The organism is Amycolatopsis vancoresmycina (assembly GCF_000716785.1).
GTDB classification, from domain to species: Bacteria; Actinomycetota; Actinomycetes; order Mycobacteriales; family Pseudonocardiaceae; genus Amycolatopsis; species Amycolatopsis vancoresmycina.
Map to the genome: position 1 here is coordinate 1 of NZ_JNYY01000036.1, position 25,618 is coordinate 25,618.

Below are 25,618 nucleotides of genomic sequence, written 5' to 3' on the forward strand. Positions count from 1 at the left end.
GCCGGGGCCGGGGCCGGGGCCGGGGCCGGGGCCGGGGCCGGGGCCGGGGAAGCCTGGGCTGGCGAGCCGGGGTCCCGGCCTGGGGTGGGGAGCCGAAGGCCGGGAGCAGGGGCTCGCGAGCCGGAGGCCAGCCAGCCGGGAGCTTGATACCCGGGACCGAGAGCCGGGACCCGAGGCCCGCGAGCCGGCGACCGAGGCGCGGGAGGCCGCGGGCCGGAGGCCCGGGGAGCGCTGGGCTGGTGAGCCGGAGCTCCATGGGGCTCCCCATGACAGCTAGCCCGGGCGGGGCGAGCATGCGCGTGCGGCGAGGCGGCCCGCGGCTGCTCTTGCCGCGGTGGCCGCCGGGCCGAGAAGTCGCAGCCGTTGCAGTCGCGCGCACGAAACCGGCTGAGCCGCGGCTTTCGCCGGTTGCGGATCGGCTCCGCCAGCACGGCGGGACCGCGGACCCGCCTACCTGCGCCCAGCAACCGCACCAGGCCCTGACCAGCAACTTTCGGTCGCCGACCCGACACCTCCCGGCCACCGGACCGTCGGCACGCGCTCCATTCCGCGGTCCCGTAACCCGCCGCTACCGCATGCCCGAGGACCGTGCCCAGGGGTGGCTGTCGGCCCATGTCGGCGGCGGTGCTGGCAAGATCTTCACAACCACGAGATACGGTGTTCGCTTGTGACCGCGATTCGCGATCGCCAGAGCGATCCAGATGCCGACGACGTCCCCGTGCCGTGGGATGAGCGTCCTGTCGTCGGTTCGAGGCGGGGACTGCCCTGGTGGGCCGCGGTCCTGGTCGGCCTCGGCCTGGCGGTGGCCGGTGCCCTCGTCGGGAAGCCGAGCCAGGCGAACATCCCGGTGGTCTTCGTCGTCTGCTACATCGCCGGGGCCGTGATCGCGGTCTGCGCGGTGAAGCGCCGGGGGCTGTTCGGGCCCATGGTGATGCCGCCGCTGGTGCTGGCCGTCACCGTGCCCACCGTCATCCTGCTGACCTCCGGGTCGCAGTCGCAGGGCGACGACATGCTGTCGAAGGCCCTCAGCATCGGCACCCCGCTGATCAACAGCTTCCCCACGATGGCCGTCACCACCGGCATCACGCTGCTGATCGGCATCGTCCGCATCGTCCGCGAGCGAGACCCGGACGCCCCCAAGAAGCTCAAGAAGACCACCGAGGACGACGACCAGCCGCGCGCCGCCGCCCGTCCGCGGCCGGCCGGGGCGAACCGGACCGGGCAGACTCCGCTGCCGGCCGGGGCCCGGCGTGGCCGGGACGGTGAACCGCCGCGGCGACCGCGGCCGCCCGCAGACGGCGAACGCCGAGCCCCCCGGGCCAGTGCGCCCGCCGAACGCGACCCCGGGACCCGCGGCACGCGCAAGCCGCCGCCGGCCACCCGGCGCACGTCCCGCCCCGAAGAGGGCGACCCGCGTCGGCGCGAGCCGCGCGGAGACGCTCCGCGGCGGCGTCCGCGCCCGCCCGCGGAGGACGGCCGCGACACCCCGCCGCCCCGCCGCCCGTCCGGCGGGCGGACCGCGCCGCCACGGCGGAACCGTCCCTGGGACGAAGAAGAACGCTGAACGAGAACGGCGGTCGCCTCCGAGCCGGAGGTGACCGCCGTTTCACGTGCGCCGAAAGGCATCACGCGTGATCAGAGGGGCATCACGCGTGATCCGGAGGGCATCAGGCCTTCCGCAGTTCCTTGGGCGGGGCGAAGGTGATCTTCTCGTTGGCCGTCGTGACCTCGTTGACGTCGCCGTAGCCGCGCTCGGCCAGCCAGGCCAGCAGGTCCATCACCAGCTCGTCCGGCACCGACGCGCCCGACGTCACACCGACCGTCGTCACGCCGGCGAGCCACGCTTCGTCGACCTCGTGCGCGAAGTCGACCAGATACGAAGCCCGGGCGCCGGCCTTCAAAGCCACCTCGACCAGACGCTTCGAGTTGGACGAGTTCGTCGACCCGACCACCAGCACCAGGTCGCACTCCGCGGCCATCGCCTTGACCGCGACCTGGCGGTTCGTCGTCGCGTAGCAGATGTCATCGCTCGGCGGGTCCGCCAGACCCGGGAAGCGCTCGCGCAACTGGTCGACGCGCTCCATCGTCTCGTCGACCGACAGCGTCGTCTGGGACAGCCAGATCACCTTCGACGGGTCGCGGACCTCGACCTTGCCGACGTCCTCGGCCGTGTCGACCAGCTGGACCTTGTCCGGCGCCTCGCCGGCCGTGCCCTCGACCTCTTCGTGGCCTTCGTGGCCGATCAGCAGGATGTCGTAGTCGTCCTTCGCGAACCGGTTGACCTCCTTGTGCACCTTCGTCACCAGGGGGCAGGTCGCGTCGATCGTGCGCAGGTTCCGCTCGGCCGCCTCCTGGTGCACCATCGGCGAGACGCCGTGGGCGGAGAACACCACCAGCGCGCCTTCGGGCACCTCGGACGTCTCGTCGACGAAGATCGCGCCGCGCTCGCGCAGCGTCTCGACCACGTGCTTGTTGTGGACGATCTCCTTGCGGACGTACACCGGGGCGCCGTAGACCTCGAGGGCCTTCTCGACGGCGATCACCGCGCGGTCGACACCCGCGCAGTAACCACGGGGTTTGGCGAGCAGCACCCGCTTGCCGGAAGCGGTTCCGGTGATCGTGGGGGTACCCGCGGGCTCGATTCCGGGACTCGCTGCACTCATGCCACCCAGGGTACGGGCAGCCCCGAGCCGGACTCGAAGTCCCTTTCGGGTGAGCTTCGTCCCCCTACCGAGCTGTGCAACCGGTCACGCACTGCGCGCGTTCGGTTGGGCAGGAAAGGTGCTCATGCGGCAGGCTGGGACCCATGAAGCCATTCCCGCTCCCCCTCCGGGTCGCCGCGGGCCTCGCCGTCTCCACCGCCGAGCGGGTTCGCGAACTTCCCCGGCAGCTCGCCGGGCTCCCGGTGACCGTGGTCAGCCAGGTGCTGCAGGCCTCCATGCGCGTGCAGCAGCACGTCACCGAGCTGGCGATCAAGGGCGACAGCGCCCTGTCGAGCCTGCGCCCGGTCGAGGACACCCCGAGCTGGGCGACGTTCGACGAGGACGCCGCGCCCGACGTCCCGCCCGCGCGGCAGAACGGCACCCGGGTCGCCGAGGTGCCCGAACCGCGTTCGGAGATCGACGGCCGCGTGCCGTCGGCGGCCGAACTGGAAGCCGAGCTGGGCGATCCCTGGGCCGACGAGGAACGCGCGCTCGCCGAGGACCACGCAGACGGCGAGAACGACAGCGAAGCCGAACCGCCGAAGACGCCGAAGCCGGGCACACCCAAGGTCGACAAGAAGACCAAGAACGAGACACCCCGGACCAGCGCCGCGGGGTACGAAGGTCCGGCCGGGCTGACCGGCTACGACCAGCTCACCCTCCCGCAGCTGCGGGCCCGGCTGCGGCAGCTGTCGATCGAGCAGCTCGAGACCATCCTCGAGTACGAACGCGCGCACGCCGACCGCTCGTCGTTCACCGGCATGCTGTCCCGCCGGATCGCCAACGCCCGCAAGGCGGAACAGACCAGGGAAGACGGCGCGGACGACCGGTGAGCACCGAGTCCGCACAGGCTCCCGCGAGCACCGCGGAAGCGCCGTGGCCGGTCCGGACCGTCGCGCGCAAGATCGGCGACTGGATCCACCGGCTCGGCACCGTCTGGGTCGAAGGCCAGGTCACCCAGGTCAGTTCGCGCCCGAACACGCAGACGGCGTTCCTGACCCTGCGTGACCCCTCGGCCGACGTCTCGATGTCGGTCACCTGCCCGAACTGGCTGATCCGCGAGATGGAGCCGCCGCTGCGCGAGGGCGCCAGCGTGGTCGTGCACGCGAAGCCGTCGTACTTCTTCGGCCGCGGCACGATCAGCCTGCGCGCCGACCAGATCCGCGCGGTCGGCATCGGCGAGCTGCTGGCCCGGATCGAACGCCTCAAGAAGCTGCTGACCGCCGAGGGCCTGTTCTCGGCCCAGCGCAAGCGGCCGATCCCGTTCCTGCCGAAGGGTGTCGGGCTGATCACCGGCCGGGCTTCGGCGGCCGAGCGGGACGTACTGGCCAACGCGCAGGGGCGGTGGCCGCACGTCCGGATCAAGGTGCTCAACACGGCCGTGCAGGGCTCGCAGGCGGTGCCGCAGGTCATGCGCGCGCTGCGGATCTTCGACGCCGATCCGGAAATCGACGTCATCGTGATCGCCCGCGGCGGCGGCAGTGTCGAGGACCTGCTGCCGTTCTCCGACGAGGCGCTCTGCCGCGCGGTGTCGGCCGCCGGCACGCCGGTCGTCAGTGCGATCGGGCACGAGCCGGACACCCCGCTGCTCGACTACGTCGCCGACCTGCGGTGTTCGACGCCGACCGATGCCGGGAAGCGGATCGTCCCGGACCTGCGCGAGGAGACCGAGCGGGTCCGGCAGATGCGCGACCGCGGCCGCCGCGCGCTGCACGGCTGGGTCGACACGCAGGCGCGGCTGCTCAACCAGATCCGCAGCCGCCCGTCGCTGGCCGACCCGCTGGGCCCGATCCAGCGGCGCCAGGACGACGTCGACGTCCACCGCGAGCGCGCCCGCCGGGCGATGCTGACCCTGCTGGCCAAGGACCAGGCCGAGCTGGCGAGCTCGCGGGCCCGGCTCACCGCGCTCGGCCCGGCGGCGACGCTGGCCCGCGGGTACGCGGTCGTGCAGTTCGTCGACGCCGAAGGCAACCTCCAGGTACTCCGCTCCGTCTCCGAAGTCGAGGCCGGTGCCCAGCTGCGCGTGCGCGTGGGCGACGGCGCGATCAAGGCGGTGGCGGAAGGAGAGCAGGAGTGAAGGTGACGTTCCTCCCGCTCACCGTGGACGCGGCCCGGCGGATCGGCGCGCGTCCGCTGCTGGACCAGGCGGTCCGCACCGACCGGGCCGCCGCCGAGTGCTGGACGGCGCTGCTCGCCGGCTGCGGCAACGCCGCCCGCCGCGACCTGGGACCGCAGCTGCGCCGGCTGTCCGAAGCGACGTCGATGCAGGTCGGCTCGCGCTGGTGGTTCGCCGAGGGGGCCGGGCACCGCAAGCGGGTGGCCGGCGCGCAGGAGAACCTCGAAGAGGCGATCGCGGACGGTGACGGGCAGGAGTTCGCACTGGCGTTCGTCGGGTACGACCACGCCATGGCCAGCGCGGTAGTGTGCGCGAACAGCGTGCAGGCCCGGAAGGTCGGAGAACACCGAGCGTGAGTGAAACAACCGGCGAGGAGCTCGGCTACGAGCAGGCTCGCGACCGGCTCGTCGAGGTCGTCCGCGAGCTCGAAGCGGGCGGCCTTTCCCTCGAGCAGTCGCTCGCGTTGTGGGAAAAGGGCGAGAAGCTCGCGAAGGTCTGTGAGCGCCATCTCGAAGGCGCCCGTGAACGCATCGAGGCTGCTCTGGCGTCCGTGGAGGACGAAACCGCCGACGGCCAGTGACGTTTGCCATGCTTTCGGCATCGGGAAACCGGACAGCGGTCTGACAGACTGTTGACCCGCCAGTTCCACGATCCGGGAGGCAATGATGTCCGCCGCAGAGAGTCGTCGTGAAGCGCCCGACCGCAACCTCGCGATGGAGCTGGTCCGGGTCACCGAAGCCGCCGCCATGGCCGCGGGCCGCTGGGTCGGCCGCGGCGACAAGATCGGGGGCGACGGCGCGGCCGTCGACGCGATGCGCCAGCTCGTCTCGACGGTGTCGATGCGCGGGGTCGTGGTGATCGGCGAGGGCGAGAAGGACGAAGCCCCGATGCTGTTCAACGGCGAAGAGGTGGGCAACGGCGACGGGCCGGACTGCGACGTCGCGGTCGACCCGGTCGACGGCACCACGCTGATGGCCAAGGGCATGCCGAACGCGCTCGCGGTGCTGGCGGTCGCCGAGCGCGGCGCGATGTTCGACCCGTCCGCGGTGTTCTACATGGAGAAGCTGGCCGTCGGGCCCGAAGCCGCGGGCAAGGTGGAGCTCGGCGCGCCGATCGCGGAGAACATCCGCCGGGTCGCGAAGGCGAAGAACAGCAGCGTCGGCGACGTCACCGTGTGCGTCCTCGACCGGCCGCGCCACGAGCAGATCATCAAGGAGATCCGCGACGCCGGCGCGCGGATCCGGTTCATCTCCGACGGCGACGTCGCGGGCGCGATCGCCGCGGCCCGCCCGACCACCGGCGTCGACATGCTGATCGGCATCGGCGGCACCCCCGAAGGCATCATCGCCGCCTGCGCGATGAAGTGCCTCGGCGGCGAGCTGCAGGGCCGCCTGTGGCCGAAGGACGACGCCGAGCGCGAGAAGGCCATCGGTGCCGGGCACGACCTCGACCGCGTGCTGCTCAACGACGACCTCGTGACCGGCGACAACGTCTTCTTCTGCGCCACCGGCGTCACCGACGGCGACCTGCTGCGCGGCGTCCACTACCGCGAGGGCGGGGCGACGACGCAGTCCATCGTGATGCGGTCCAAGTCCGGGACCGTCAGAATGATCGACGGCTACCACCGGCTGAACAAGCTGCGGGCGTACTCCTCGGTCAACTTCGACGGCCACCTGGACGCGCCCGACGACGACGTCGTGCCCCCGCTGCCGTAAGGAGATCCGTGACCAGGCGACTGCTGGTTCTGCTGGCCCTGCTGCCGCTACTGGTCACGGGCACCGCCGCGGCCGCCCCCGCCATCGTCGGGGGCGTCGCTGCGGACCAGCCGTACCCGTTCACGGTCTCGCTGCACACCGCTTCGGGCAAGCTGTTCTGCGCGGGCGCGCTGCTCGCGCCCACCTGGGTGGTCACGGCCGCGCACTGCGCGTTCGGCAAGACCCCGGCCGACATCGCGCTGCGGGTGGGGACGAACGACTCGGGCCAGGGTGGCGAAGCCGCCAAGCCCGCTGAGATCGTCATCAACCCGGCGTTCAACACCCAGAGCCCGGCCGGCGACATCGCGCTGCTGCGGCTGCCGGCACCGGTGACCGCGGCGCCGATCGCCGTGGCGGCCGCCGCGGCACCGGGCACCGCGACCCGGATCCTCGGCTGGGGCCAGACCTGCCCGAAGCTGAACTGCGGCGCGATCCCCACGACGCTGCAGCAGCTCGACACGCACATCGTCGAGGGCACCAAGTGCACGTCGGTGTTCGACGGCACGGCCGAGCTGTGCACCGACAACCCGGGCGGCAAGTCCGGCGCGTGCTTCGGCGACTCCGGCGGTCCCGAGATCGTGCGGGACGGCGACCACTGGCTGCTCGCCGGCGTCACCAGCCGTCCGGGCAACAACGACCCGGAATGCGCGACGGCGCCGTCGATCTACACCTCCGTCGTCGCTTACGCGCCGTGGATCGCGGAGAAGACCAAAGCCTGAGCTACTCGGCGTTGCTCGAATGGCCCGGGAACAGGTGGGCGTCCGGGTCGAGCGCGACCGCGATGTTGTTGACCGCCGTCGCGGCTTCGCCGAAGCCGGTCGCGATCAGCTTCACCTTCCCCGGGTACGCGGCGACGTCGCCCGCCGCGTAGACGCGTTCGCGCGCGGTCGCCATCGTCGAGTCGACGGCGATCGCGCGGTGGTCGATCTCCAGGCCCCAGCTCTCGATCGGGCCGAGGTCGGCGGTGAACCCGAGCGCCGCGACGACGGCGTTGGCCGGCAACCGCTCGTCGCCCGCGCCCTTGACCGAAACGTCGACGGCTTCGAGCGAGCCGTCCGGCGCTTCGACGAACCGCGTGACCTCGGCGTCGGTGATGATCCGGGTGCCGAGCTCGCGCGCCTGCCGGACGATCGACTCGGCGGCGCGGAACTTCGCGCGCCGGTGCACCAGCGTCACGCTCGCCGCGACCGGGTGCAGCGCGAGGATCCAGTCGAACGCCGAGTCGCCGCCACCGACGACCACGACGTGCTGCCCCGCGTGCGCCTGCAGCGAAGGCACGAAGTGCACCATGCCGCGGCCGAGCCAGCCGTCGCCGGCCGGCAGCGGGCGCGGGGTGAACTCGCCGATGCCCGCGGTGATCAGCACCGCGCGGGCCCGCAGCGTCTCACCGCCGTCGAGGGTCAGCTCGACGCCGTCCGCGGCCGGCGCCAGCTTCTCGGCCTTGCGCCCCAGCAGGTACCTCGGCTTGAACGGCGCGGCCTGCCGCACCAGGCCCTCGACCAGATCGCGGCCCCGGACCTCGGCGAACCCGCCGACGTCGTAGATCATCTTCTCCGGGTACATCGCGGTCACCTGGCCGCCGGGCTCGGGCAGCGAATCGACCACCGCCATCGAAAGGCCGCGGAACCCGGCGTAGTAGGCGGCGAACAGCCCGGTCGGGCCCGCGCCGATGATCACGAGGTCGTAGGGGTCCCCAGCAACGTCAGTCATGCTCGCTCCAGCCAGTGGTGGATGGCGGTGATCGAGAACACAGCCGATCCTAGCCGGATTGCGCGGGGATGTTCCGGTGTCCGTACAGGCCGAGCAGCCAGGTGTGCCGGATGGCCGCGCGGGCGCGGTCGTAGGCGTCGCCGGTGTCGAGCCAGATGGCCTGGGTGAGCAGCTCGATCGTCGCGGCGACGACGGTCCGGGCGGTGAACGGCGGCGGGAGGGGCAGCTCCGGCTCGGTCGTGCGCAGCCAGACCGCCGTCCGGTCGAACACCGCTTCGCTCGCGCGCAGCATCTCCTCGCGCGCTTCGAGGCCCGCGTCGCCGAGGGCGTAGATCTCCAGCAGGACCGCGCGGGCCACCACGGGACGGCGGCGCACGTAGCCGACGACGAAGTCGCCGCACGCGGTGACGGCGTCGAGCGGGCTCGGTGCCTCGGCCGCGACCGCGACGCCCTGGTCGAGGAATTCGCCGGTCACCGCCCGGTAGGCGGCCAGGAACGCGGCCTGCTTGCCGGTGAACTGCTCGTAGAACGACGTGCGGGACACGCCCGCGGACGCCGTGACATGGCCGACCGTGGTGGCCGCGTACCCGCGTTCGCCGACGTTGGCCAGCACGGCTTCGACCAGCCGGGCGCGCTGGGCCTGCGCCACTTCTTCCCGGCTGAGGCTGTGCGGCCCTTTGGGGAGACGCGTCTGCATCGCGGCACCGTACCCGGCGGGCGGCCCCCGCCGGGTACGGCCGCGGTCAGGCCGGCTGTTCCGGGTCGAGCGCGTTGCCCGCCGGGATGTGCCCGCAGCTCGACGGCGCCGCCTTCCCGGCGAACCGGTCGGCCAGCCAGCCGATCGCCGCGGGGGCCCACGCCGCCGCGCCGCCGACGTGGCTGAGCAGGTCGTACTGCGTGTACTCGATCGACCGGTTGCCGGTGGCGCAGTACTGCCGGGCCAGCGCCCGCACGTCGCCGGCCACCATCACGCCGTCGCCGGTGCCGATGCCCGGCAGGTTGCTCGTGGTGCCTTCGAGGAACCCGGCGTTGCCCTGTGCGATGAACCCGGGCACCGACGGGGTCGGCGCGGACCCGATGTTGACCTGGTTCACCGCGGCGACGAACGGCGGCACCGAGTTCGGGTTCGCGTACTCCGGCTTGGCGATCTTCTGCCACGTCAGCCCCGGGTACCGGCCGAGGGCGCTGATGATCGACGCGTGCTCCAGCTCGTCGAGCACCTTCAGCCCGTACTCGCTCGCGTACGGCCGCAGGTCGATGCCGTAGCCGCGGGCGACGCCGATCAGCGCCATCGGGATGACGCCGGACCAGACCGGGCTGCCGCCGACGTACCTCAGGTTGTGGGCGGGGTCGACGAGCACGCCGCCTTCGGTGAAGCCGACCAGGTTTTCGTTGACGTCGGGGGCATAGCCCGGCGCCAATGCGGCCGCCCAGCCGGTCGCGATCGCGCCGCCCGAGTAGCCGAGGAGGCCGAACTTCGTGGCCTTGGTCATCCCGGTCGCGGCCGAGCTGGTGACCGCGCGGATCGAGTCGAGGGTGTTCGTGCCGTATTCCGGCCCGGCGGCGAAGTCCGCGGTCTGGCCTTCGGTGTCGGGCACGACGACGTTGTAGCCCAGCAGGAGCGACGGCAGGAGCAGCAGCGACTCGCCGTTGGGCAGGAGGCCGCCGAGGGTGACGTCCCCGGCGATGGCCCGCGACGGCGCGTCCGCGGGGTCGAGCGAGTCGTAGGCCGACTGGTACGACACGGCTTTCGTGGTGTCGCCGGTGATGCTGCGGACGACCGAGGTGACGTTGGCGGCCGGGCGGCCCTGCGCGTCGGTGGTCCGGTAGAGCAGCTGGACGGCCTGCACCGGGGTCGCGAGGCCGACGACGTGGTAGGCCAGCGTCCTGGTCTTGAGGACGGTCCCGGGCGCGTACGACGACAGGGGCGTGCTGCCGTCGTAGGAGTAGAAGGAATCGGCCGATGCGGCGGCCGGAACGGCCGGGGCGACGGCGGCGGTCAGTGCGAGCGCGGCGGCGATCGCGGCGGTGCGAACGGTCATGACTCCCCTTTGAATCATGAAGCTGATCACGCGGATCGCCGTAACCTACCAGCGAGTAGGTGTCATGTACAGCCGCGTACACCATCCGGTGAACGGGGTGCGCAACGCCACCACGCGCGGGCCGCCGATCAGGTCCAGAATCGGTGTCATGGCTGATCAGGAATACCGGATCGAACACGACACGATGGGTGAGGTCCGCGTGCCCGCCGACGCGCTCTACCGCGCGCAGACCCAGCGGGCCGTCGAGAACTTCCCCATCTCCGGCCGGGGCCTGGAGCGCGCCCAGATCCGCGCGCTCGGCCTGCTCAAAGCCGCCGCCGCGCGGGTGAACCGCAAGCTGGGCGTGCTGGACGCCGACGTCGCCGACGCCATCGCGGCCGCCGCCGACGAGGTCGCCTCCGGGACGCACGACGCGCACTTTCCGATCGACGTCTTCCAGACCGGGTCCGGGACGTCGTCGAACATGAACGCCAACGAGGTCATCGCGACGCTGGCTTCGCGGGCCCTCGGCCGGGACGTGCACCCGAACGACCACGTCAACGCGTCGCAGTCGTCGAACGACACCTTCCCGACGACCATCCACGTCGCCGCGACCGAAGCCGTCACCAAGGACGTCATCCCCGCGCTCGAGTACCTGGCCGGTGCCATCGAGGTCCGCGCCGCCGAGTGGGCCGACGTCGTGAAGTCCGGCCGCACGCACCTGATGGACGCCGTGCCGATCACGCTCGGCCAGGAGGCCGGCGCGTGGGCGTCGCAGATCCGTTACGGCGTCGAACGGCTGAAGTCGGGCCTGCCGCGGCTGGGCGAGCTGCCGATCGGCGGAACGGCCGTCGGGTCAGGGCTCAACGCGCCCGACGGCTTCGGTTCCAGCGTGGCCGCGGAACTCGCCACGGTCACCGGGCTGCCGCTGACCGAAGCCCGCGACCACTTCGAGGCGCAGGCGACGCAGGACAGCGTCGTCGAAACCTCCGGGCACCTGCGCACGATCGCCGTGTCGCTCAACAAGATCGCCAACGACCTGCGCTGGCTGGGGTCCGGCCCGCGCACCGGGCTGGCCGAGCTGGCGCTGCCGGACCTGCAGCCGGGCTCGTCGATCATGCCGGGCAAGGTGAACCCGGTGATCCCGGAGGCGACGCTGCAGGTGGTCGCGCAGGTGATCGGCAACGACGCGGCCGTCGCGTTCGCCGGCGCCGCGGGCAACTTCCAGCTCAACGTCAACCTGCCGGTGATCGCCCGGAACGTCCTCGAATCGGCGAGGCTGCTCGCGGCCGTTTCGCGGCTGCTGGCGGACAAGGTGTTCGCGGGCATCACGGTGAACACCGACCGCACGCGGACCTACGCCGAGGGCTCGCCGTCCATCGTGACGCCGCTGAACAAGTACATCGGCTACGAAGCCGCGGCCGCGGTCGCGAAGCAGGCGTTGAAGGAACTGAAGACGATCCGCGAAGTCGTCATCGAGCGCGGTTTCGTGCGGGACGGCAAGCTCACCGAAGCGCAGCTCGACGAGGCGCTCGACGTACTGCGCATGGCCCGCGGCGGGAAGTGATGGACGAGCTGGGGGCCTTCCTGAAAACGCGCCGTGCCGCCCTGGACCCCGCCGAGCTGGGCCTGCCGCAGGGGGTCACGCACCGGCGGGTCAAGGGGCTGCGGCGCGAAGAACTGGCGCAGCTGGCCGGGATCAGCGTCGACTACTACACGCGGCTGGAGCAGGGCCGCGCGAAGAACGTTTCCGACGCCGTCCTCGGCTCGCTGGCCCGTGCGTTGCGCCTCGACGCCGGCCAGGAGTCCTACCTGCACAACCTCGCCGCGCCGGCCCGGCGGGACCGGCCCGCGCCGCAGCGGATCCGGCCCGAGCTGCAGCAGCTGCTCGACGCCATCCAGGCGCCCGCGTTCGTCTTCGGCCGGTACCTGGAGGTGCTGGCCTGGAACCCGCTCGGCGGCGCGGTCGCGTTCGACTTCGGCCGCCTCGAAGAACGCAGCATGCCGAAGCTCGTCTTCACCGACGAACGCGCGAAGCAGCTGCACCCGGAGTGGGACGCGGTGTGCCGCGAACTCGTCGCCAACCTGCGCGCGGAGAGCGGGCGGCACCCCGGCGACCCGCAGCTCGCCCGGCTGGTCGGCGAGCTTTCGCTGGCGAGCGAGCAGTTCCGGGAGCTGTGGGCCGAGCACGCGGTCCAGGAGAAGGCGCAGGGGTGGAAGCTGTTCGCGAACCCCGTCGTCGGCGAGCTGCGGCTGCGCTACCAGACGCTGCGCCTGCCCGACGATCCCGACCAGGGCATGGTGATCTACCAGGCCGAACCCGGGTCGGCGAGCGAGCGCGCGCTCGGCCTGCTGGCCGGCTGGATCGCCACCGGTGAACGACCGGTGAACACTCGGGCGCCGCACCCCCACGCCGGCTGAGCGCTGCCTAGGCTGCTTCACCTGGGGGAGTTCGGGGCAGCGGAGCGGCACGGTGGGCGTCGGCGCGACGATGCAGTCACTGGCCGAAATCCTCAGCTCGGATTCGGGCAGTCTCGTCCTCGGATCGCCGCGCCGTTCGTCGACCGCTACTTCATCCGGCGGCGCCGGCTGACCTTCCGCGTGCTCTACAACTCCAAGATCGGGCTGTCCCCGATCGACCTGCACGACGGCGAAAACGGCTCGGCGCAGGCGGCTCCGCAGCTCGAACCGGTCGCGCGGCTGCTCGACCGGATGAGCATCGTCGTCATCCGGATCCACAACACCGGCGGGTTCGACATCGCGCCCGGCGACTTCGAGACACCGCTCTCGTTCACCTTCGGCAACCGGATCGTCTGGGACGCGCGGGTGTCCGACGACGGCCTGCGCCGGCACGTGCGCGATGGACTGGAGTTTTCACGCGCGAGACGCCGCACCGGCCACCGCCCGAGGCGCCCGCGTGGCACGGCGTCCGGTTCGCGCGGCTTTCGTTGCAGCGCAAGGAGAAGGAGATCGACCACCACGCCCGGCTCGCCGCCGGCCGGATCAAGGACGACCGCAAGCAGCGCCGGTTCGGCTGGCCGGTGCTCACGACGGCGGTCGGGGTGTTGCTGACCGGCGCACTGCTGGCGACGCTGCTCGTGTCCTGGTCGCGGCCGGTCAGCTCGGCCCAGTGCGCCGCCGGGAAGCTGTCGATCGAGGGGGGTACGCCGACGTGGCGGCGGCCAAGACAGCAGCCGCCCGGGACCAGCAGGTGGGCGTGGTCCAGCTCGACGGCCACTACCCCGACGTCACGACGATCAGTGCCGGCTACCGGTTCTGGACCGTCGAGTACCTGTACACGAAGGGCGTGCCCGGCGGCGAGAGCGTGCTGAAGCGGTTCCTGGACTACCTGGCGAGCTCGACCGCGCGGGCCGAGCTGCAGGACGCCGGGTACACCCCCTGCGTGACCAAGGACGGCCTGCTCGACCCCCTCTGCACCAGGGCGGACAGCTAGCCGGACTGAAATTGTCGGTGGTGCGGGTCATGATGTCCGGGTGCTGCTGAACGAGTTGGTACTGGCGTCCGCCGAGCTGGCGGCGACGAGGTCCAGGAAGGCGAAGATCGCCCTCCTGGCCGCCGTGCTGCGCGCGGCGGAGATCGCCGAGCTGCCCGCGGTGGTCGCGTACCTGACGGGGCAGACGGCGCAGGACAGGCTGGGGGCGGGCTGGCGCACCCTGGCCGGGCTGGGCGCCGCACCGTGCGCGGCGCCGGTCGCCACGGTCACCGAGGTGGACGCGGCGCTGACGGCGGCCGCGGGCGTGGCGGCGGGCACGGGGTCGAACACGCGGCGGCAGGACGTGCTGCGGGCGCTGTTCGAGCGGCTCACGCAGGGCGAACAGCAGTTCATGTTCCGGCTGGTCACCGGCGAACTGCGGCAGGGCGCGCTGGAAGGCGTGATGGTCGACGCGGTCGCGGCGGCGGCCGAGGTGCCCGCCGCGGACGTGCGGCGGGCCTTCATGCTGTCCGGGAAGCTCGGCGTCACCGCGGTCGCGGCGCTGACCGGCGGGCAGGCGGCGCTGGCGGAGTTCCGGCTCACCCTGGGCACGCCGGTCAAGCCGATGCTGGCGTCCCCGGCGGAGTCGCTCGACGAGGCCGTCGCCGAGCACGCCGAGGCGATCGTCGAGTACAAGATGGACGGTGCGCGGATCCAGGTGCACCGCCAGGGCGACGAGGTGCACATCTGGACGCGGACCCTGCGCGAGATCACCGCCAGCGTGCAGGAGCTGGTGGAGCTCGTGCGGGCGCTGCCGTGCGAGTCGGTGGTGCTCGACGGCGAAACGCTGGCCCTGACCGACGCCGGGCGGCCGCGGCCGTTCCAGGACACGCAGAGCCGGTTCGGCAGCACCCGCGAGGAACAGGTCAAGGCCCTGCTGCTGCGGCCGTACTTCTTCGACTGCCTGCACCTCGACGGCGTCGACCTCCTCGACGCGCCGCTGTCCGAACGCAACGCGGCGCTGCGCAAGGTCGCCGGGGCGCACGTGATCCCCGGCGAGGTGGGCACCGCCCGCGCGGACGCCGTGCTGGAGGCGGCGATGGAAGCGGGCCACGAAGGGGTGATGGTCAAGGACCTCGCGTCGCCGTACGCGGCCGGCCGGCGCGGGCGGGCGTGGCTGAAGGTCAAGCCGGTGCACACGATCGACCTGGTGGTGCTCGGCGCGGAGTGGGGGCACGGCAGGCGCACCGGCACGCTGTCCAACCTGCACCTGGGCGCCCGAGACCCGGACGGCGGCCCGCCGATCATGGTGGGCAAGACGTTCAAGGGGATGACCGACGAGCTGCTGGCGTGGCAGACGAGGACGTTCCAGGAGATAGAGACCCACCGCGACGACTGGACGGTGTACGTGCGGCCGGAGATCGTGGTGGAGATCGAGCTGGACAGCGCCCAGCTCTCGACCCGCTATCCCGGTGGCCTGGCCCTGCGGTTCGCCCGGGTGGTCCGCTACCGCCCGGACAAGGACCCGGCGGACGCCGACACGATCGACACGGTCCGCGGGCTGCTGCACGGCGACCGGCCGGAAGGGAGCTGACGCAAGGACAGACGAAAGTCGCTGGTGCCCGCGGTTCTCCCGGACCACAGTGGAGGGTGTCGGCGCGGCTCGCGGAGTGTTCGACGAATTCGACCGGCTTCCGCGGTGCCTTGGCGAGAATTTTCCCGCCACGGCCGGCCGCGATGATCCCTAAAGTGCGCTCCTTCACAGGGATTCCGCTCACTTCCCGAGCGGTCACGGCAGGAGCAAGCAGTGGTCAGCAAGGAACAGATGAAGGCGGCCATCCACGCCGCTTTCGACGGCGCCGTCGACGGCGGAGCGAGCTACACCAAGGTGTACGCCGCGGAGATCCGGCAGAAGAACTACCTGATCTTCCGCACCACCAGCGTCGCCAACTTCGCGCTGGGCTTCCGGCCGGGGCAGACCGATCTCGTCCTCGTCCCGCTGGAGGAGAAGAACGGCACCGTCACGGCGGGCACGCCGCTGACGATCACCGACGCCAACCGCGCGTCGGTGAAGAAGCGCGACCTCCAGGGCCGGTTCGTCATCAAGACGACCGACGGCCGGACGTTCCGGCTCAGCATCCTCCCGTCCGTGACGAAGCTGCTGGCCGCCGCCTACCAGCTGCCGGTCGAGCAGAAGGCGGAGTACGAGGCGTTCACCGCGCTCCGGGACTCGCTGCTCACGGCGTGACGACCGGGTGCCCCGGCGCGAACGGCGCCGGGGCGCGTCCGGCGGCGATCGGTCCACAGTGGAGCTAAGCTCCCCCGATGCGCAGCGAGAAGCTCACCCGCGCCTGGTTCGCGGTCACCGCGCTGGTCGCCACGACCGGCCTCGTCGCCCAGGTGATCGCCACGGCGGGCGCCCCGGACGGGCGGGTCGCGAACCTGCTCTGCTTCTTCACGATCGACTCGAACCTGCTGGTCACGATCACCTCGGCGCTGGTCGCGCTCGGCCTGGCCCGCGGCCGGCTGTTCACCGTCCTCTGGCTGGACGCGCTGGTCGGCATCATCGTGACCGGCATCGTCTACCAGGTCGCCCTGGCCGGCCTCTACGAACTGCACGGCCTCTCGCTGTTCGCCGACACGATGCTGCACAAGGTGACGCCGATCCTGTTCGTCCTCGGCTGGCTGCTCGCGGCCCCGCGTGGCGTGCTGAGCTGGCGCACGGTCTGGTGGTCACTGCTGTACCCGCTGGCGTGGCTCGCGTTCACCCTCCCGCGCGGAGCGATCACCGGCTTCTACCCGTACCCGTTCGTCGACGCGGGCACCCTCGGCTACGGCCCGGTGGCGCTGAACTGCGTGTTCATCGGCCTCTTCTTCACCGCGCTGGCGGCCGGCGCCTTCCTGTACGACCGCCGCCTCGCGCGCGCCGAACCCGCTTAGCCGCGGACGCGGCGGAACGCGTTGAGCCCGTCGGTCAGCCCGGCCTGCACCAGCGTCGGCAGCGCGCCGCGCCGGTCCACCGGCTTGCCCGCGGCGATCCGGTGCATCTGCCGGGTGTGCCACTGGATCTCCAGGAGGCTGTCGGCCAGCCGGACCCCCGTCTTCGGGCACAACCGCTCCGCGCGGACGTCTTCGCCGTCGATGAGCCGGGACGGCAATCCCGGGTCCACGACCAGCGGCCGGCCAAGCCCGATGACGTCCAGTGCGCCCGAGCGCAGCGCTTCCTCCATCCCGCCGGGCGTCGCGAAACCGCCGGTGACCATCAGGGCGACGTCGGAAACTTCACGCGCTTTCGCCGCGTAGTCCAGGAAGTACGCTTCGCGCGCCTGAGTGCTTGCGCGTCCGGAGCCCATCATCGCGGCCTTCTCGTACGTGCCGCCGGACACCTCCAGCAGGTCCAGGCCGGCCTCGCCGAGCTCGCGCACGACCTCCAGGGACTCCTCCTCGGTGAAGCCGCCGCGCTGGAAGTCGGCGCTGTTGAGCTTCACCGACACCGGCACGGCGTCGCCGACAGCCGCGCGTACCCGCCGGACCACCTCGAGCAGGAACCGGCGGCGGCGCACCGCGTCGCCGCCCCACGCGTCCGTGCGCCGGTTAGTCAGCGGTGAAAGGAACTGGGAGACGAGGTAGCCGTGCGCGCCGTGGATCTGGACGCCGTGGAAGCCGGCGTCGGTGAACGTCCGCGCCGCCACCGCGAAGCGCTCGATGATCGCTTCGATCTCGTCGCCGGTCAGGGCGCGTGGTGACGCGAAGGCGGTTCGGATGCCCCGGTTGCCGAACGACACGGCGGACGGCGCCACCGGCTCGCGCGAGAGGTACCGCGGGCTCTGGCGCCCGGGGTGGTTCAGCTGCACCCACAGCTGCGTGTCCGTGCCCTCGACGGCCTGCGCCCAGGCCCGGAAGCCGGCCGGATCCGCGGTCGCCGCCACGTTGCGGGGTTCGCCGAGCGCGGCCGGGTCGACCATGACGTTCCCGGTGACCAGCACGCCCGCGCCGCCGCGGGCCCACGTCCGGTAGAGCTCGAAGAGCTCGCGCGTGGGGGCGTTGCGGCGGTCGCCGAGCTGCTCGCTCAGCGCCGACTTGGCCAGGCGGTTCGGCAGCACCGCGCCGCACCGCAGCTTCAGGGGTTCCGCCAGCAGCGTCATCGCGTCACCTCTCGAACTTACTCACAGTAAGATGACTCGACGGTAGCATACCGCCGGTATGTCATCTACCCGTCGAATGACCACTAGGGTCGGGCGCATGACGGCGATCGTGCAGAACCTGGTGACCTCCGGCGTCTTCCGGCTCGACGGGGGCAGCTGGGACGTCGACAACAACGTCTGGATCGTGGGCGACGACGCGGAAGTGATCGTCATCGACGCGGCGCACGACGCGAAGGCCATCGAAAACGTCGTGGGCGAGCGGAAGCTGACCGCGATCGTCTGCACCCACGCGCACAACGACCACGTCAACGCCGCCCCCGAGCTCGCCGCCGCGACCGGCGCGCCGATCCTGCTGCACCCGGACGACCGGGTCGTCTGGGACCTCACGCACCCGGACCGCGCCCCGGACGGCGAGCTGGCCGACGGCCAGGTGCTCACCATCGCGGGCACGGAGCTGCAGGTCATCCACACGCCGGGGCACGCGCCCGGTGCGGTCTGCCTGTACGCGGCGGAGCTGGGCGTCCTGTTCACCGGCGACACGCTGTTCCACGGCGGCCCGGGCGCCACCGGCCGGTCCTATTCGGACTACCCGACGATCGTGCGGTCCATCCGCGCGAAGCTGTTCACCCTCCCGGACGCGACGAAGGTCCACACGGGACACGGCGAGGGCACCACGATCGGCGCCGAGAAGTCGGCGTCGGACGGCTGGGACCAGCCCTAGGCGGTGTGCTTCCGGGCGACGAGGGCGAACTCCTCGATCGCCCGGTCCAGCGCGACCACGGCGTCCCGGACGGGCGTCGGCAGCACAACCTTGGTGAACTCGCCGTCGTCGTCCGGCTCGTGCCGCACGTGGTGCAGGTCCATGTCCTTGCGCCGCACCTCCCTGGCCGCCTCCACGAGCTCGTCCGGCCCACTCATCACGAGCAGTCCGAGCAGGGACCGCATCTCCGCCCGCGCCGTGTAGTACTCGTCCTCGTAGCCCGAGACCCGCTCGGCCGCCTTCTGGCGATAGCTGACGTTGATGCTGACCAGGTGCTGCCGCGCCCGGGCGCCGGCTTCGATGTACCGGCCACAGCGATCGGCGCGGTCCTGGCGCACTTTCGCCCGCCTCGCGGCGTTGAGCTTCAGCGGCTCGACCAGCGCGCCCAGTGTCACGCCGACCAGCGACGCGACCGCCGCGATGACCGCGGCTCCGAGCGCCGTCAGCACGTCAGCCGCGGCGAGCTCGGCGACACCCGGACACGCTGCTTCGCTTCCTCCGCGAGCGCAAGCGCCCACGCCTGCAGCCCGGCGACGTCGATCCCGTGCGGTGGCTCGCCCCGGAACGGCTCGATGTTCGCCGCGCCGCGCTCCAGCAGCGACACCGCGCCGACGTTGTTGCCGCGCGCCGCGTGCGTCAGCCCGACGGCGAGCTGCGCCAGACCGCGCCAGAGCTCGCGGTCGGGGCCGTCGGTGGTCTTCCACGCGTCCTCGAACACCTCGTGCGCGTGGAACGGCTTGCCGTCGTCGAGCAGCTCCTGCGCTTCCGCAAGCGTTTGCGCCGGGGTGCGCTCGATGCCTTCGGGCTGGCGCTCGACGCCGTCGGCGCCGTACGGCAGCGGCCGGCCGAGGCCGTCGCGCGGTCGTGCGTTGCGTGCCCGTCCCTCGGCGTCCCGGTCGCGGCGGCTCATGCCCTCGATCCTGCCACGGGCCCGGCAGGTAGTCTGGTGACTCGTGCGTTTCCTCGACGGCCACCGGCCCGCCCACGACCTGACCTACGACGACGTGTTCCTGCTGCCGAACCGTTCGGACGTGGAGTCCCGCTTCGACGTCGACCTCGCCACCGCGGACGGCACCGGCGCGACCATCCCGATCGTCGTGGCGAACATGACCGCGGTCGCCGGACGGCGGATGGCCGAGACCGTCGCCCGCCGCGGCGGCCTGGTCGTGCTGCCCCAGGACGTCGACACCGACGCCGTGACCGAGATCGTCGGCTGGGTGAAGAGCCGGCACACGGTGTGGGACACGCCGCTGGTGCTCACCGGCGGTGACGCGGTCGCCGACGCCCTCAACCTGGTCCACAAGCGCGCCCACGGCGCTGTCGTCGTCGTGGACGGCGAAGGGCGCCCGGTCGGCGTCGTCGACGAAGCGGCCTGCGCGGGCGTCGACCGCTTCGCGCGTCTCGCCGACGTTGCCCAGCCCGCGAGCGTCGCGGTGCCGCTGGACACGCCGGCGCGCGAGGTCTTCGAGCTGCTGCACAGCCACGGCGCCACCCTGGCGCTGGGCCTGGACGCCGACGGCCGCCTGGCGGGCGTCCTGACCGCCGTCGGGGCGCTGCGCGCGGACATCTACACCCCGGCCGTCGACGGCGACGGCCGGCTGCGCGTCGCGGCCGCGATCGGCGTCAACGGCGATGTCGCGGCGAAGGCCGAAGCGGTCCTGAAGGCGGGCGTGGACGTGCTCGTCGTCGACACCGCGCACGGGCACCAGGAGAAGATGATCGCCGCGCTGCGGGCCGTCCGGTCGGTGTCGCCGCAGGTCCCGGTGGTCGCCGGCAACGTGGTGACGGCCGAGGGCACGCGCGACCTGATCGAAGCGGGCGCCGACGTCGTCAAGGTCGGTGTCGGGCCGGGCGCGATGTGCACGACCCGGATGATGACCGGCGTGGGCCGCCCGCAGTTCTCCGCGGTCGCCGACTGCGCGGCCGCCGCGCGCGAGCTGGGCAAGCACGTCTGGGCCGACGGCGGCGTGCGGCACCCGCGCGACATCGCGCTGGCGCTGGCCGCCGGCGCGTCCGCGGCGATGGTCGGGTCGTGGTTCGCGGGGACCTACGAATCCCCTGGTGACCTGCGGTTCGACGAGCAGGGCCGGCCCTACAAGGAGTCGTTCGGGATGGCGTCGAAGCGCGCGGTGGGCGCGCGGACGCGGACGGACAACGTCTTCGACCGCGCGCGGAAGGCGCTGTTCGAGGAGGGCATCTCGTCGTCGCGGATGTCCCTCGACCCGCAGCGCCCGGGGGTCGAGGACCTGCTGGACTCGATCGGCTCCGGCGTGCGCTCGTCCTGCACCTACGCGGGCGCGCGGACGCTGGAGGAGTTCCACGAGCGCGCGCTGCTGGGCGTCCAGTCGGCGGCCGGGTTCGCCGAGGGCCGCCCCCTCCCCTCAGGCTGGTAACCGCGGTCGTGAGTGGTAAGGCGAGTTCTAACCCGCCTTACCACTCACGACAACTGCGGCAGGGTCCTCAGCCCGCGCAGCAGACGTGCTCGGACCACTCGGGAACGTGCCACCAGTGCTGTTTCGCCGCCGACCGGGCGGCGGGCGCCACCTTGGTGACCGCCCGCTGCTCCGGCTGGTTCCGGTAGGGCGCCAGCAGCTCGCCGACCGTCCGCAGCACGCCGCCGGCCAGCACGCTGCGGACGTTCGCGGCCGCCTTGACGTCCTGCAGGGGGTTGCCGCTGACCAGCGACAGATCCGCGTACGCACCCCGCTTGAGCACCCCGATCCGGTCCTCAAGCCCCAGCCAGCGCGCGGGGTTGCGGGTGGCGGTGGTGAGCGCCTCGTACGGCGTGAACCCGAACGCCACCATGGCCCGCAGGTTCTGGTGGGTGGCGACGGCCACGTTGTCCAGCGGCGAGTCCGTCCCGGTGACCACGAACCCGCCCGCCCGGTGGATCCGCAGCACCATGTCGACGTTCCCGGCGAGGACCCGGCGGACATACGCGTTCTCCGGGCGGCCCGCGGCCTCCGCCGTGGCCTTGAGCAGCGCGTATTCCCACGGCGGGAAGAGGACCTCGGTGCGCTCGTCGGTCACCAGCGACTTGTCGTCGGCGTACAACGCCTTGGAGTTGAACAACGTCGGCGTGATCGACATCCCCGAGCGGGTGAACAACGCGACGGCGTCCTGGTACGACCGGCCGGTCCGGCTGACCGTGTGCGAGTACCCGAGCCGGTTGGTGGCCCCGGTGTGCTCCATCGCGTCCATGCCGATGTTCGCCGCCGGGTACAAGTAGTGCGACGACAGCGGAAGGCCCGCCCGGTGCGCGGCCCGGACCACGGCCTGCTGGGCGGCCACCGGGAGCCGGACGTAGGTCTTGATCAGGTCGTACTCGAGCTCCACCGCGCGGGACAGCTCCAGGTCGAGCTGCTCGGGTGACAGCGTCGGCCGCATGAAGTTGTAGTAGATCCGCGAGCCGTCGACGGCTTCGCCGGTGCCGAAGTACCGCGGCCCGACGCGGTTGCCGGACTCCAGGGCCTCCCGCGTCTCCAGCATCTGGTACGCCGGGTCGCCGGGCGAGCGGGTCGTGGTGATGCCGTAGGACAGCCACAGCCTGCCCTGCCGGTCACCCCACTGCCTGCCGCGCAGGTGCCAGTGGTTGTGGATGTCGACGAGCCCCGGCATCGCGGTCAGGTCGTGGGCGTCGACGGTGCCGGGTGCGTCCCGGTGCGGCCGGACGTCGGCGATCCGGCCGCCGTCGACGACGATGTCGACGTCCCGCTGCAGCGTGCGGGCGACGCCGTCCCACGCCGCGCCGACGTGGATGACGGTCGGGCGCGGCGGGCGCGGCCGGGCCCAGGTGAAGTCGAGCCGGATCGGGCGCGGCTCGCCGCCGGTGATCTTCTGGGCCTTCAGCTGCCCTTTCGACAGGTACACGAGCGTGTCGTTCCCCTGCCACGCCAGGGAATCGGTGACGTCGTGGGTGACCTGCCGCGGCGCCCCGATCAGCCGTCCGGTGCCGTCGACCGGGGCGATCCAGGCGACGCTTTCGACGGTGAACGCGAGGTACCGGCCGTCGGGTGACCACAGTGGACCGTCGTCGCCGCGGGTGGCGAGCGACCGGAACGGCATCGGCTCGGCGTAGCGGAGTTCTTGCGTCTCGAGGTCGACGGTGAGGATCTGGCTGGTGCCTTCGCGGTACCGCCGCGAAAACGGTTTCACCGCGGCCAGCGCGAGGACCGAGCCGTCGGGCGACCAGGTCGGCCGGCCCGGCATGAACAGCGGCGGCGTCACCTGCTGGGCCTGGTCCGCGGCCACGTCGTAGATCCACGTGGCGCCGTCCTGGTCGGCGTAGGCCACCCGGCCGCCGTCCGGCGACCACCGCGGTGCGACCTGGGCGCCCGGCAGTTGCGTGAGGACGGTGTCCTGGCCGGTGCCGAGGTCGCGCAGCCACAGGTCGGCCGTGCCGAGCCGGTCGCTCGTGTAGAGCAGTTTCGTCCCGTCGGGGTGGAAGTCCGGGTCGGAGTTGAAGAAGCCGTCGCCGATCAGCTTCTGCGGGCGGCCCCCGCCCGCCGCGACGACGTAGATCGCGTTGAGGGCGCGGAACGCGATCCGTTTGCCGTCCTTCGACACGACCGGACTGGCGATGCCCCGCACCGGCTTCGGCGCGGCGGAGTCCAGGTCACGGACCCGCCGCCGGTAGTCGCGTGCCGCCGTGGACACGCGCGCTTCGAACGGGACGTCCTTGACGGCGCCCGACTCCTCGCGCCGCCGGAGGTGCCCGTCGGCGGTGTAGAGCACCTCGGCCCCGGACCAGTTCGCGGCGAAGCCGAAGACGTCTTCGCCCTGGGTCAGCTGCCGGTCGCCGAGCATGAGGTCCGCGTCGGCGCCGCGCAGCCGCAGGTAACTGGGCCGGCCGCCGGGACCGAACGCGGGGCCGTAGAACCTGTCGGTGCCGGTCGCGGTGACCAGGCGCTCGCGGGCGCCGGTGGCCAGGGTGACGACGTCGATGGCGGTGTCGTTCACGGTGAAGACGATTTTCCGGCCGTCGGCCGACCACCGCGGCGACGCCTCCTCGTCGGCGGTGGACGCCACCGTGCCGATCGCGCCGGAGGCGATGTCCAGCAGGTGGATGCCGTAGCTGCCGCCCCGGTCGCTGCTGAAGGCGATCTTGGTGCCGTCCGGCGAGAACGCGGGCTCCCGGTGGTCGAACTTCCCGCTGGTGAGCTTGCGGGGCGTCCCGCCGGTGACATCGATGACGTACAGGTGGAAGTTGCCGTCGCGGTAGGACTGGAACGCGATCCGGCGGCCGTCCGGCGACCAGTTGGGCAGCGTCGCGTCCTGGAGGTCGTTGGTGAGCCGCCGGGCGCGCCCGCCGCCGGCGGGCAGCACCCAGATCCCGGTGACCAGGTCCACGGCGATCCACCGGCCGTCCGGTGACAGCGCGGCGGACATGTTCGTGCCCTGCCGGAGCACGACGTCGTCCTGCTGGACGTCCGGTTCGGCCTCGGCGACCCCCGCCCCGGCCACGGCCAGCACGGCAGCGGCTGCGCCACCACGAACGAGAAGTTCCCGACGAGAAAGACTTTCCGGCCCCATCCGGCCAACTATGCCCAGCCCGGGATCGACCGCATAGCGGCCGAGCGGGTTTTTCACCAACACCCAGCCTTGTCGGAGCCCCCTGCGGTCGTGAGTGTTTAGGCGGGTTAGAACCCGCCTAAACACTCACGAGCCACTCGGTCAGCCGTGGTCCTCCAGCATTTCGGTGACCAGGGCGGCGATCGGCGAACGCTCCGAGCGCGTCAGCGTGACGTGCGCGAACAGCGGGTGGCCCTTCAGCTTCTCGATCACCGCCGAGACGCCGTCGTGCCGCCCGACGCGCAGGTTGTCACGCTGGGCGACGTCGTGCGTGAGCACCACCCGCGACGCCGTGCCGAGCCGGGAGAGCACCGTGAGCAGGACGTTGCGCTCCAGCGACTGCGCCTCGTCGACGATCACGAACGTGTCGTGCAGCGACCGGCCGCGGATGTGGGTCAGCGGGAGCACCTCGAGCATGCCGCGGTCGAAGACCTCGTCGAGGACGTCCTGGCTGACCAGCGCGCCGAGGGTGTCGAACACCGCCTGCGCCCACGGCTGCATCTTCTCGCTCTCGGACCCGGGCAGGTAGCCGAGGTCCTGGCCGCCGACCGCGTAGACCGGCCGGAACACCACGACCTTGCGGTGCTGACGGCGTTCCATCACCGCTTCCAGACCGGCGCACAGCGCGAGCGCCGACTTGCCGGTGCCGGCCCGGCCGCCCAGCGACACGATCCCGACGTCGGAGTCGAGCAGCAGGTCGAGCGCGACGCGCTGCTCGGCGCTGCGGCCGTGCAGGCCGAACGCCTCGCGGTCGCCCCGGACCAGCCGGATGCGCTTGTCCGCCGTGATCCGCCCGAGCGCGCTGGAGCTGCCCGCGAGCAGCCGCAGCCCGGTGTGGCAGGGCAGCTCGGCGAGCTCGTCCATGCCCCACTCGACGGGGTCGACGGTGCTGCCGCCGAACAGCGCGTCCAGCACTTCCTGCTGGACGTCGACGTCCGCCATGCCGGTCCAGCCCGACGGCGTCACTTCCTGCGCGCGGTACTCGTCCGCCTCGAGGCCGACGGCCCCGGCCTTGACCCGCAGCGGGATGTCCTTCGTCACCAGCGTGACCGCCTGGTTCTCGGCCGCGAGGTTGAGCGCGCAGGCGAGGATCCGGTGGTCGTTGGAGTCGGTCCGGAACCCGGACGGGAGCACCGACGGGTCCGAGTGGTTCAGCTCCACCTGCAGCGTGCCGCCGTGGTCCCCGATGGGAAGCGGCGCGTCGAGCCTGCCGTACTGCCGGCGCAGGTCGTCGAGCATCCGCAGGGATTCCCGGGCGAACCAGCCCAGCTCCGGGTGGTGGCGCTTCGCCTCCAGTTCACTGATGACGACCAGCGGAAGCACGACGGCATGCTCGGCGAAGCGGGTGACCGCCCACGGGTCCGAAAGGAGGACCGACGTGTCGAGCACGTACATGTGCTGCTGGG

The 25,618-nt window shown here is 72.1% G+C and carries 25 protein-coding genes; 16 read left to right on the forward strand and 9 right to left on the reverse strand.

What is annotated here, in order from left to right; genetic code table 11:
- Positions 1 to 718 precede the first annotated feature (718 nt).
- Positions 719 to 1,564 carry a DUF6542 domain-containing protein gene (locus OO60_RS43115; RefSeq protein ID WP_244885671.1) on the forward strand — a complete coding sequence of 282 codons (846 nt, stop codon included), beginning with the start codon at positions 719 to 721 and terminating at the stop codon, positions 1,562 to 1,564.
- 103 nt (positions 1,565 to 1,667) lie between these two features.
- Here OO60_RS43115 and OO60_RS43120 read toward each other — a convergent pair whose 3' ends face one another.
- Positions 1,668 to 2,663, reverse strand: a complete 996-nt coding sequence (locus OO60_RS43120) for a 4-hydroxy-3-methylbut-2-enyl diphosphate reductase (RefSeq protein ID WP_003080196.1) — start codon at positions 2,661 to 2,663, stop codon at positions 1,668 to 1,670.
- 143 nt (positions 2,664 to 2,806) lie between these two features.
- Here OO60_RS43120 and OO60_RS43125 point away from each other — a divergent pair, with 143 nt between their 5' ends.
- The 6 genes from OO60_RS43125 (at position 2,807) to OO60_RS43150 (ending at position 7,291) form a co-directional block, all read left to right on the forward strand.
- Complete coding sequence (locus OO60_RS43125; RefSeq protein ID WP_003080199.1) at positions 2,807 to 3,535, forward strand: lipid droplet-associated protein; 729 nt, start codon at positions 2,807 to 2,809, stop codon at positions 3,533 to 3,535.
- A complete protein-coding gene (gene xseA, locus OO60_RS43130; RefSeq protein ID WP_003080202.1) occupies positions 3,532 to 4,779 on the forward strand; it encodes an exodeoxyribonuclease VII large subunit in 1,248 nt (415 codons plus the stop codon). The genes OO60_RS43125 and xseA overlap by 4 nt, the downstream gene beginning before the upstream one ends.
- Positions 4,776 to 5,174 carry a hypothetical protein gene (locus tag OO60_RS43135; protein ID WP_003080205.1) on the forward strand — a complete coding sequence of 133 codons (399 nt, stop codon included), beginning with the start codon at positions 4,776 to 4,778 and terminating at the stop codon, positions 5,172 to 5,174. The genes xseA and OO60_RS43135 overlap by 4 nt, the downstream gene beginning before the upstream one ends.
- The gene (locus OO60_RS43140; RefSeq protein WP_003080207.1) at positions 5,171 to 5,398 is read left to right on the forward strand and encodes an exodeoxyribonuclease VII small subunit; all 228 of its coding nucleotides are present in this window, start codon (positions 5,171 to 5,173) and stop codon (positions 5,396 to 5,398) included. Before OO60_RS43135 ends, OO60_RS43140 begins: the two co-directional genes overlap by 4 nt.
- A gap of 82 nt (positions 5,399 to 5,480) precedes the next feature.
- Complete coding sequence (gene glpX / locus OO60_RS43145; RefSeq protein ID WP_063749459.1) at positions 5,481 to 6,533, forward strand: class II fructose-bisphosphatase; 1,053 nt, start codon at positions 5,481 to 5,483, stop codon at positions 6,531 to 6,533.
- Positions 6,534 to 6,541: 8 nt separating this feature from the next.
- Positions 6,542 to 7,291 (forward strand): S1 family peptidase, encoded by a 750-nt coding sequence (locus OO60_RS43150; RefSeq protein WP_003080214.1) that lies wholly within the window; start codon positions 6,542 to 6,544, stop codon positions 7,289 to 7,291.
- 1 nt (position 7,292) lies between these two features.
- Here OO60_RS43150 and OO60_RS43155 read toward each other — a convergent pair whose 3' ends face one another.
- From OO60_RS43155 to OO60_RS43165, 3 genes are read right to left on the reverse strand one after another with little or no spacing between them, the layout of a single operon-like run.
- Positions 7,293 to 8,282, reverse strand: a complete 990-nt coding sequence (locus OO60_RS43155; RefSeq protein ID WP_033263566.1) for an NAD(P)/FAD-dependent oxidoreductase — start codon at positions 8,280 to 8,282, stop codon at positions 7,293 to 7,295.
- A gap of 49 nt (positions 8,283 to 8,331) precedes the next feature.
- On the reverse strand, positions 8,332 to 8,979 hold the full coding sequence (locus OO60_RS43160; RefSeq protein WP_051768002.1) for a TetR/AcrR family transcriptional regulator: 648 nt from the start codon (positions 8,977 to 8,979) through the stop codon (positions 8,332 to 8,334).
- 46 nt (positions 8,980 to 9,025) lie between these two features.
- Complete coding sequence (locus OO60_RS43165) at positions 9,026 to 10,324, reverse strand: lipase family protein (RefSeq protein ID WP_003080224.1); 1,299 nt, start codon at positions 10,322 to 10,324, stop codon at positions 9,026 to 9,028.
- A gap of 148 nt (positions 10,325 to 10,472) precedes the next feature.
- Here OO60_RS43165 and OO60_RS43170 point away from each other — a divergent pair, with 148 nt between their 5' ends.
- From OO60_RS43170 to OO60_RS43200, 7 genes are all read left to right on the forward strand, one after another.
- Positions 10,473 to 11,870 carry a class II fumarate hydratase gene (locus OO60_RS43170; protein ID WP_003080227.1) on the forward strand — a complete coding sequence of 466 codons (1,398 nt, stop codon included), beginning with the start codon at positions 10,473 to 10,475 and terminating at the stop codon, positions 11,868 to 11,870.
- Positions 11,870 to 12,724, forward strand: a complete 855-nt coding sequence (locus OO60_RS43175) for a helix-turn-helix domain-containing protein (RefSeq protein ID WP_003080228.1) — start codon at positions 11,870 to 11,872, stop codon at positions 12,722 to 12,724. Before OO60_RS43170 ends, OO60_RS43175 begins: the two co-directional genes overlap by 1 nt.
- 180 nt (positions 12,725 to 12,904) lie before the next feature.
- A complete protein-coding gene (locus tag OO60_RS48105; RefSeq protein ID WP_003080229.1) occupies positions 12,905 to 13,375 on the forward strand; it encodes a hypothetical protein in 471 nt (156 codons plus the stop codon).
- 100 nt (positions 13,376 to 13,475) lie between these two features.
- Complete coding sequence (locus OO60_RS48110) at positions 13,476 to 13,757, forward strand: type 2 periplasmic-binding domain-containing protein (protein ID WP_003080230.1); 282 nt, start codon at positions 13,476 to 13,478, stop codon at positions 13,755 to 13,757.
- A 40-nt stretch (positions 13,758 to 13,797) separates the two neighbouring features.
- Positions 13,798 to 15,330: an ATP-dependent DNA ligase gene (locus tag OO60_RS43190; RefSeq protein WP_003080231.1), complete on the forward strand. Its 1,533-nt coding sequence runs from the start codon at positions 13,798 to 13,800 to the stop codon at positions 15,328 to 15,330.
- Positions 15,331 to 15,543: 213 nt separating this feature from the next.
- Complete coding sequence (locus tag OO60_RS43195) at positions 15,544 to 15,984, forward strand: hypothetical protein (RefSeq protein ID WP_003080232.1); 441 nt, start codon at positions 15,544 to 15,546, stop codon at positions 15,982 to 15,984.
- Between the two features lie 77 nt (positions 15,985 to 16,061).
- A complete protein-coding gene (locus OO60_RS43200) occupies positions 16,062 to 16,676 on the forward strand; it encodes a Pr6Pr family membrane protein (RefSeq protein ID WP_003080233.1) in 615 nt (204 codons plus the stop codon).
- Here the strand turns inward: OO60_RS43200 and OO60_RS43205 are convergent.
- Complete coding sequence (locus tag OO60_RS43205; RefSeq protein WP_003080234.1) at positions 16,673 to 17,881, reverse strand: NADH:flavin oxidoreductase/NADH oxidase family protein; 1,209 nt, start codon at positions 17,879 to 17,881, stop codon at positions 16,673 to 16,675. The genes OO60_RS43200 and OO60_RS43205 overlap by 4 nt on opposite strands.
- Before the next feature lie 97 nt (positions 17,882 to 17,978).
- Between OO60_RS43205 and OO60_RS43210 the strand changes: the two genes are divergently transcribed.
- On the forward strand, positions 17,979 to 18,602 hold the full coding sequence (locus OO60_RS43210) for an MBL fold metallo-hydrolase (protein ID WP_003080235.1): 624 nt from the start codon (positions 17,979 to 17,981) through the stop codon (positions 18,600 to 18,602).
- Here the strand turns inward: OO60_RS43210 and OO60_RS43215 are convergent.
- Both OO60_RS43215 and OO60_RS43220 read right to left on the reverse strand, forming a co-directional pair.
- Positions 18,599 to 19,090 (reverse strand): hypothetical protein, encoded by a 492-nt coding sequence (locus tag OO60_RS43215; protein WP_003080236.1) that lies wholly within the window; start codon positions 19,088 to 19,090, stop codon positions 18,599 to 18,601. The genes OO60_RS43210 and OO60_RS43215 overlap by 4 nt on opposite strands.
- A complete protein-coding gene (locus tag OO60_RS43220; RefSeq protein WP_003080237.1) occupies positions 19,084 to 19,551 on the reverse strand; it encodes a DUF309 domain-containing protein in 468 nt (155 codons plus the stop codon). The genes OO60_RS43215 and OO60_RS43220 overlap by 7 nt, the downstream gene beginning before the upstream one ends.
- Positions 19,552 to 19,594: 43 nt before the next feature.
- Here OO60_RS43220 and guaB1 point away from each other — a divergent pair, with 43 nt between their 5' ends.
- Entirely contained in the window at positions 19,595 to 21,034 is a 1,440-nt protein-coding gene (gene guaB1 / locus OO60_RS43225; protein WP_003080238.1) for a GMP reductase, read from the forward strand.
- A gap of 67 nt (positions 21,035 to 21,101) precedes the next feature.
- Here guaB1 and OO60_RS43230 read toward each other — a convergent pair whose 3' ends face one another.
- Together OO60_RS43230 and phoH2 are read right to left on the reverse strand one after the other, a co-directional pair.
- Entirely contained in the window at positions 21,102 to 24,104 is a 3,003-nt protein-coding gene (locus OO60_RS43230; protein ID WP_240490681.1) for a DPP IV N-terminal domain-containing protein, read from the reverse strand.
- Between the two features lie 210 nt (positions 24,105 to 24,314).
- Positions 24,315 to 25,607: an RNA 5'-3' helicase PhoH2 gene (gene phoH2, locus OO60_RS43235; RefSeq protein ID WP_003080241.1), complete on the reverse strand. Its 1,293-nt coding sequence runs from the start codon at positions 25,605 to 25,607 to the stop codon at positions 24,315 to 24,317.
- Positions 25,608 to 25,618: the final 11 nt, after the last annotated feature.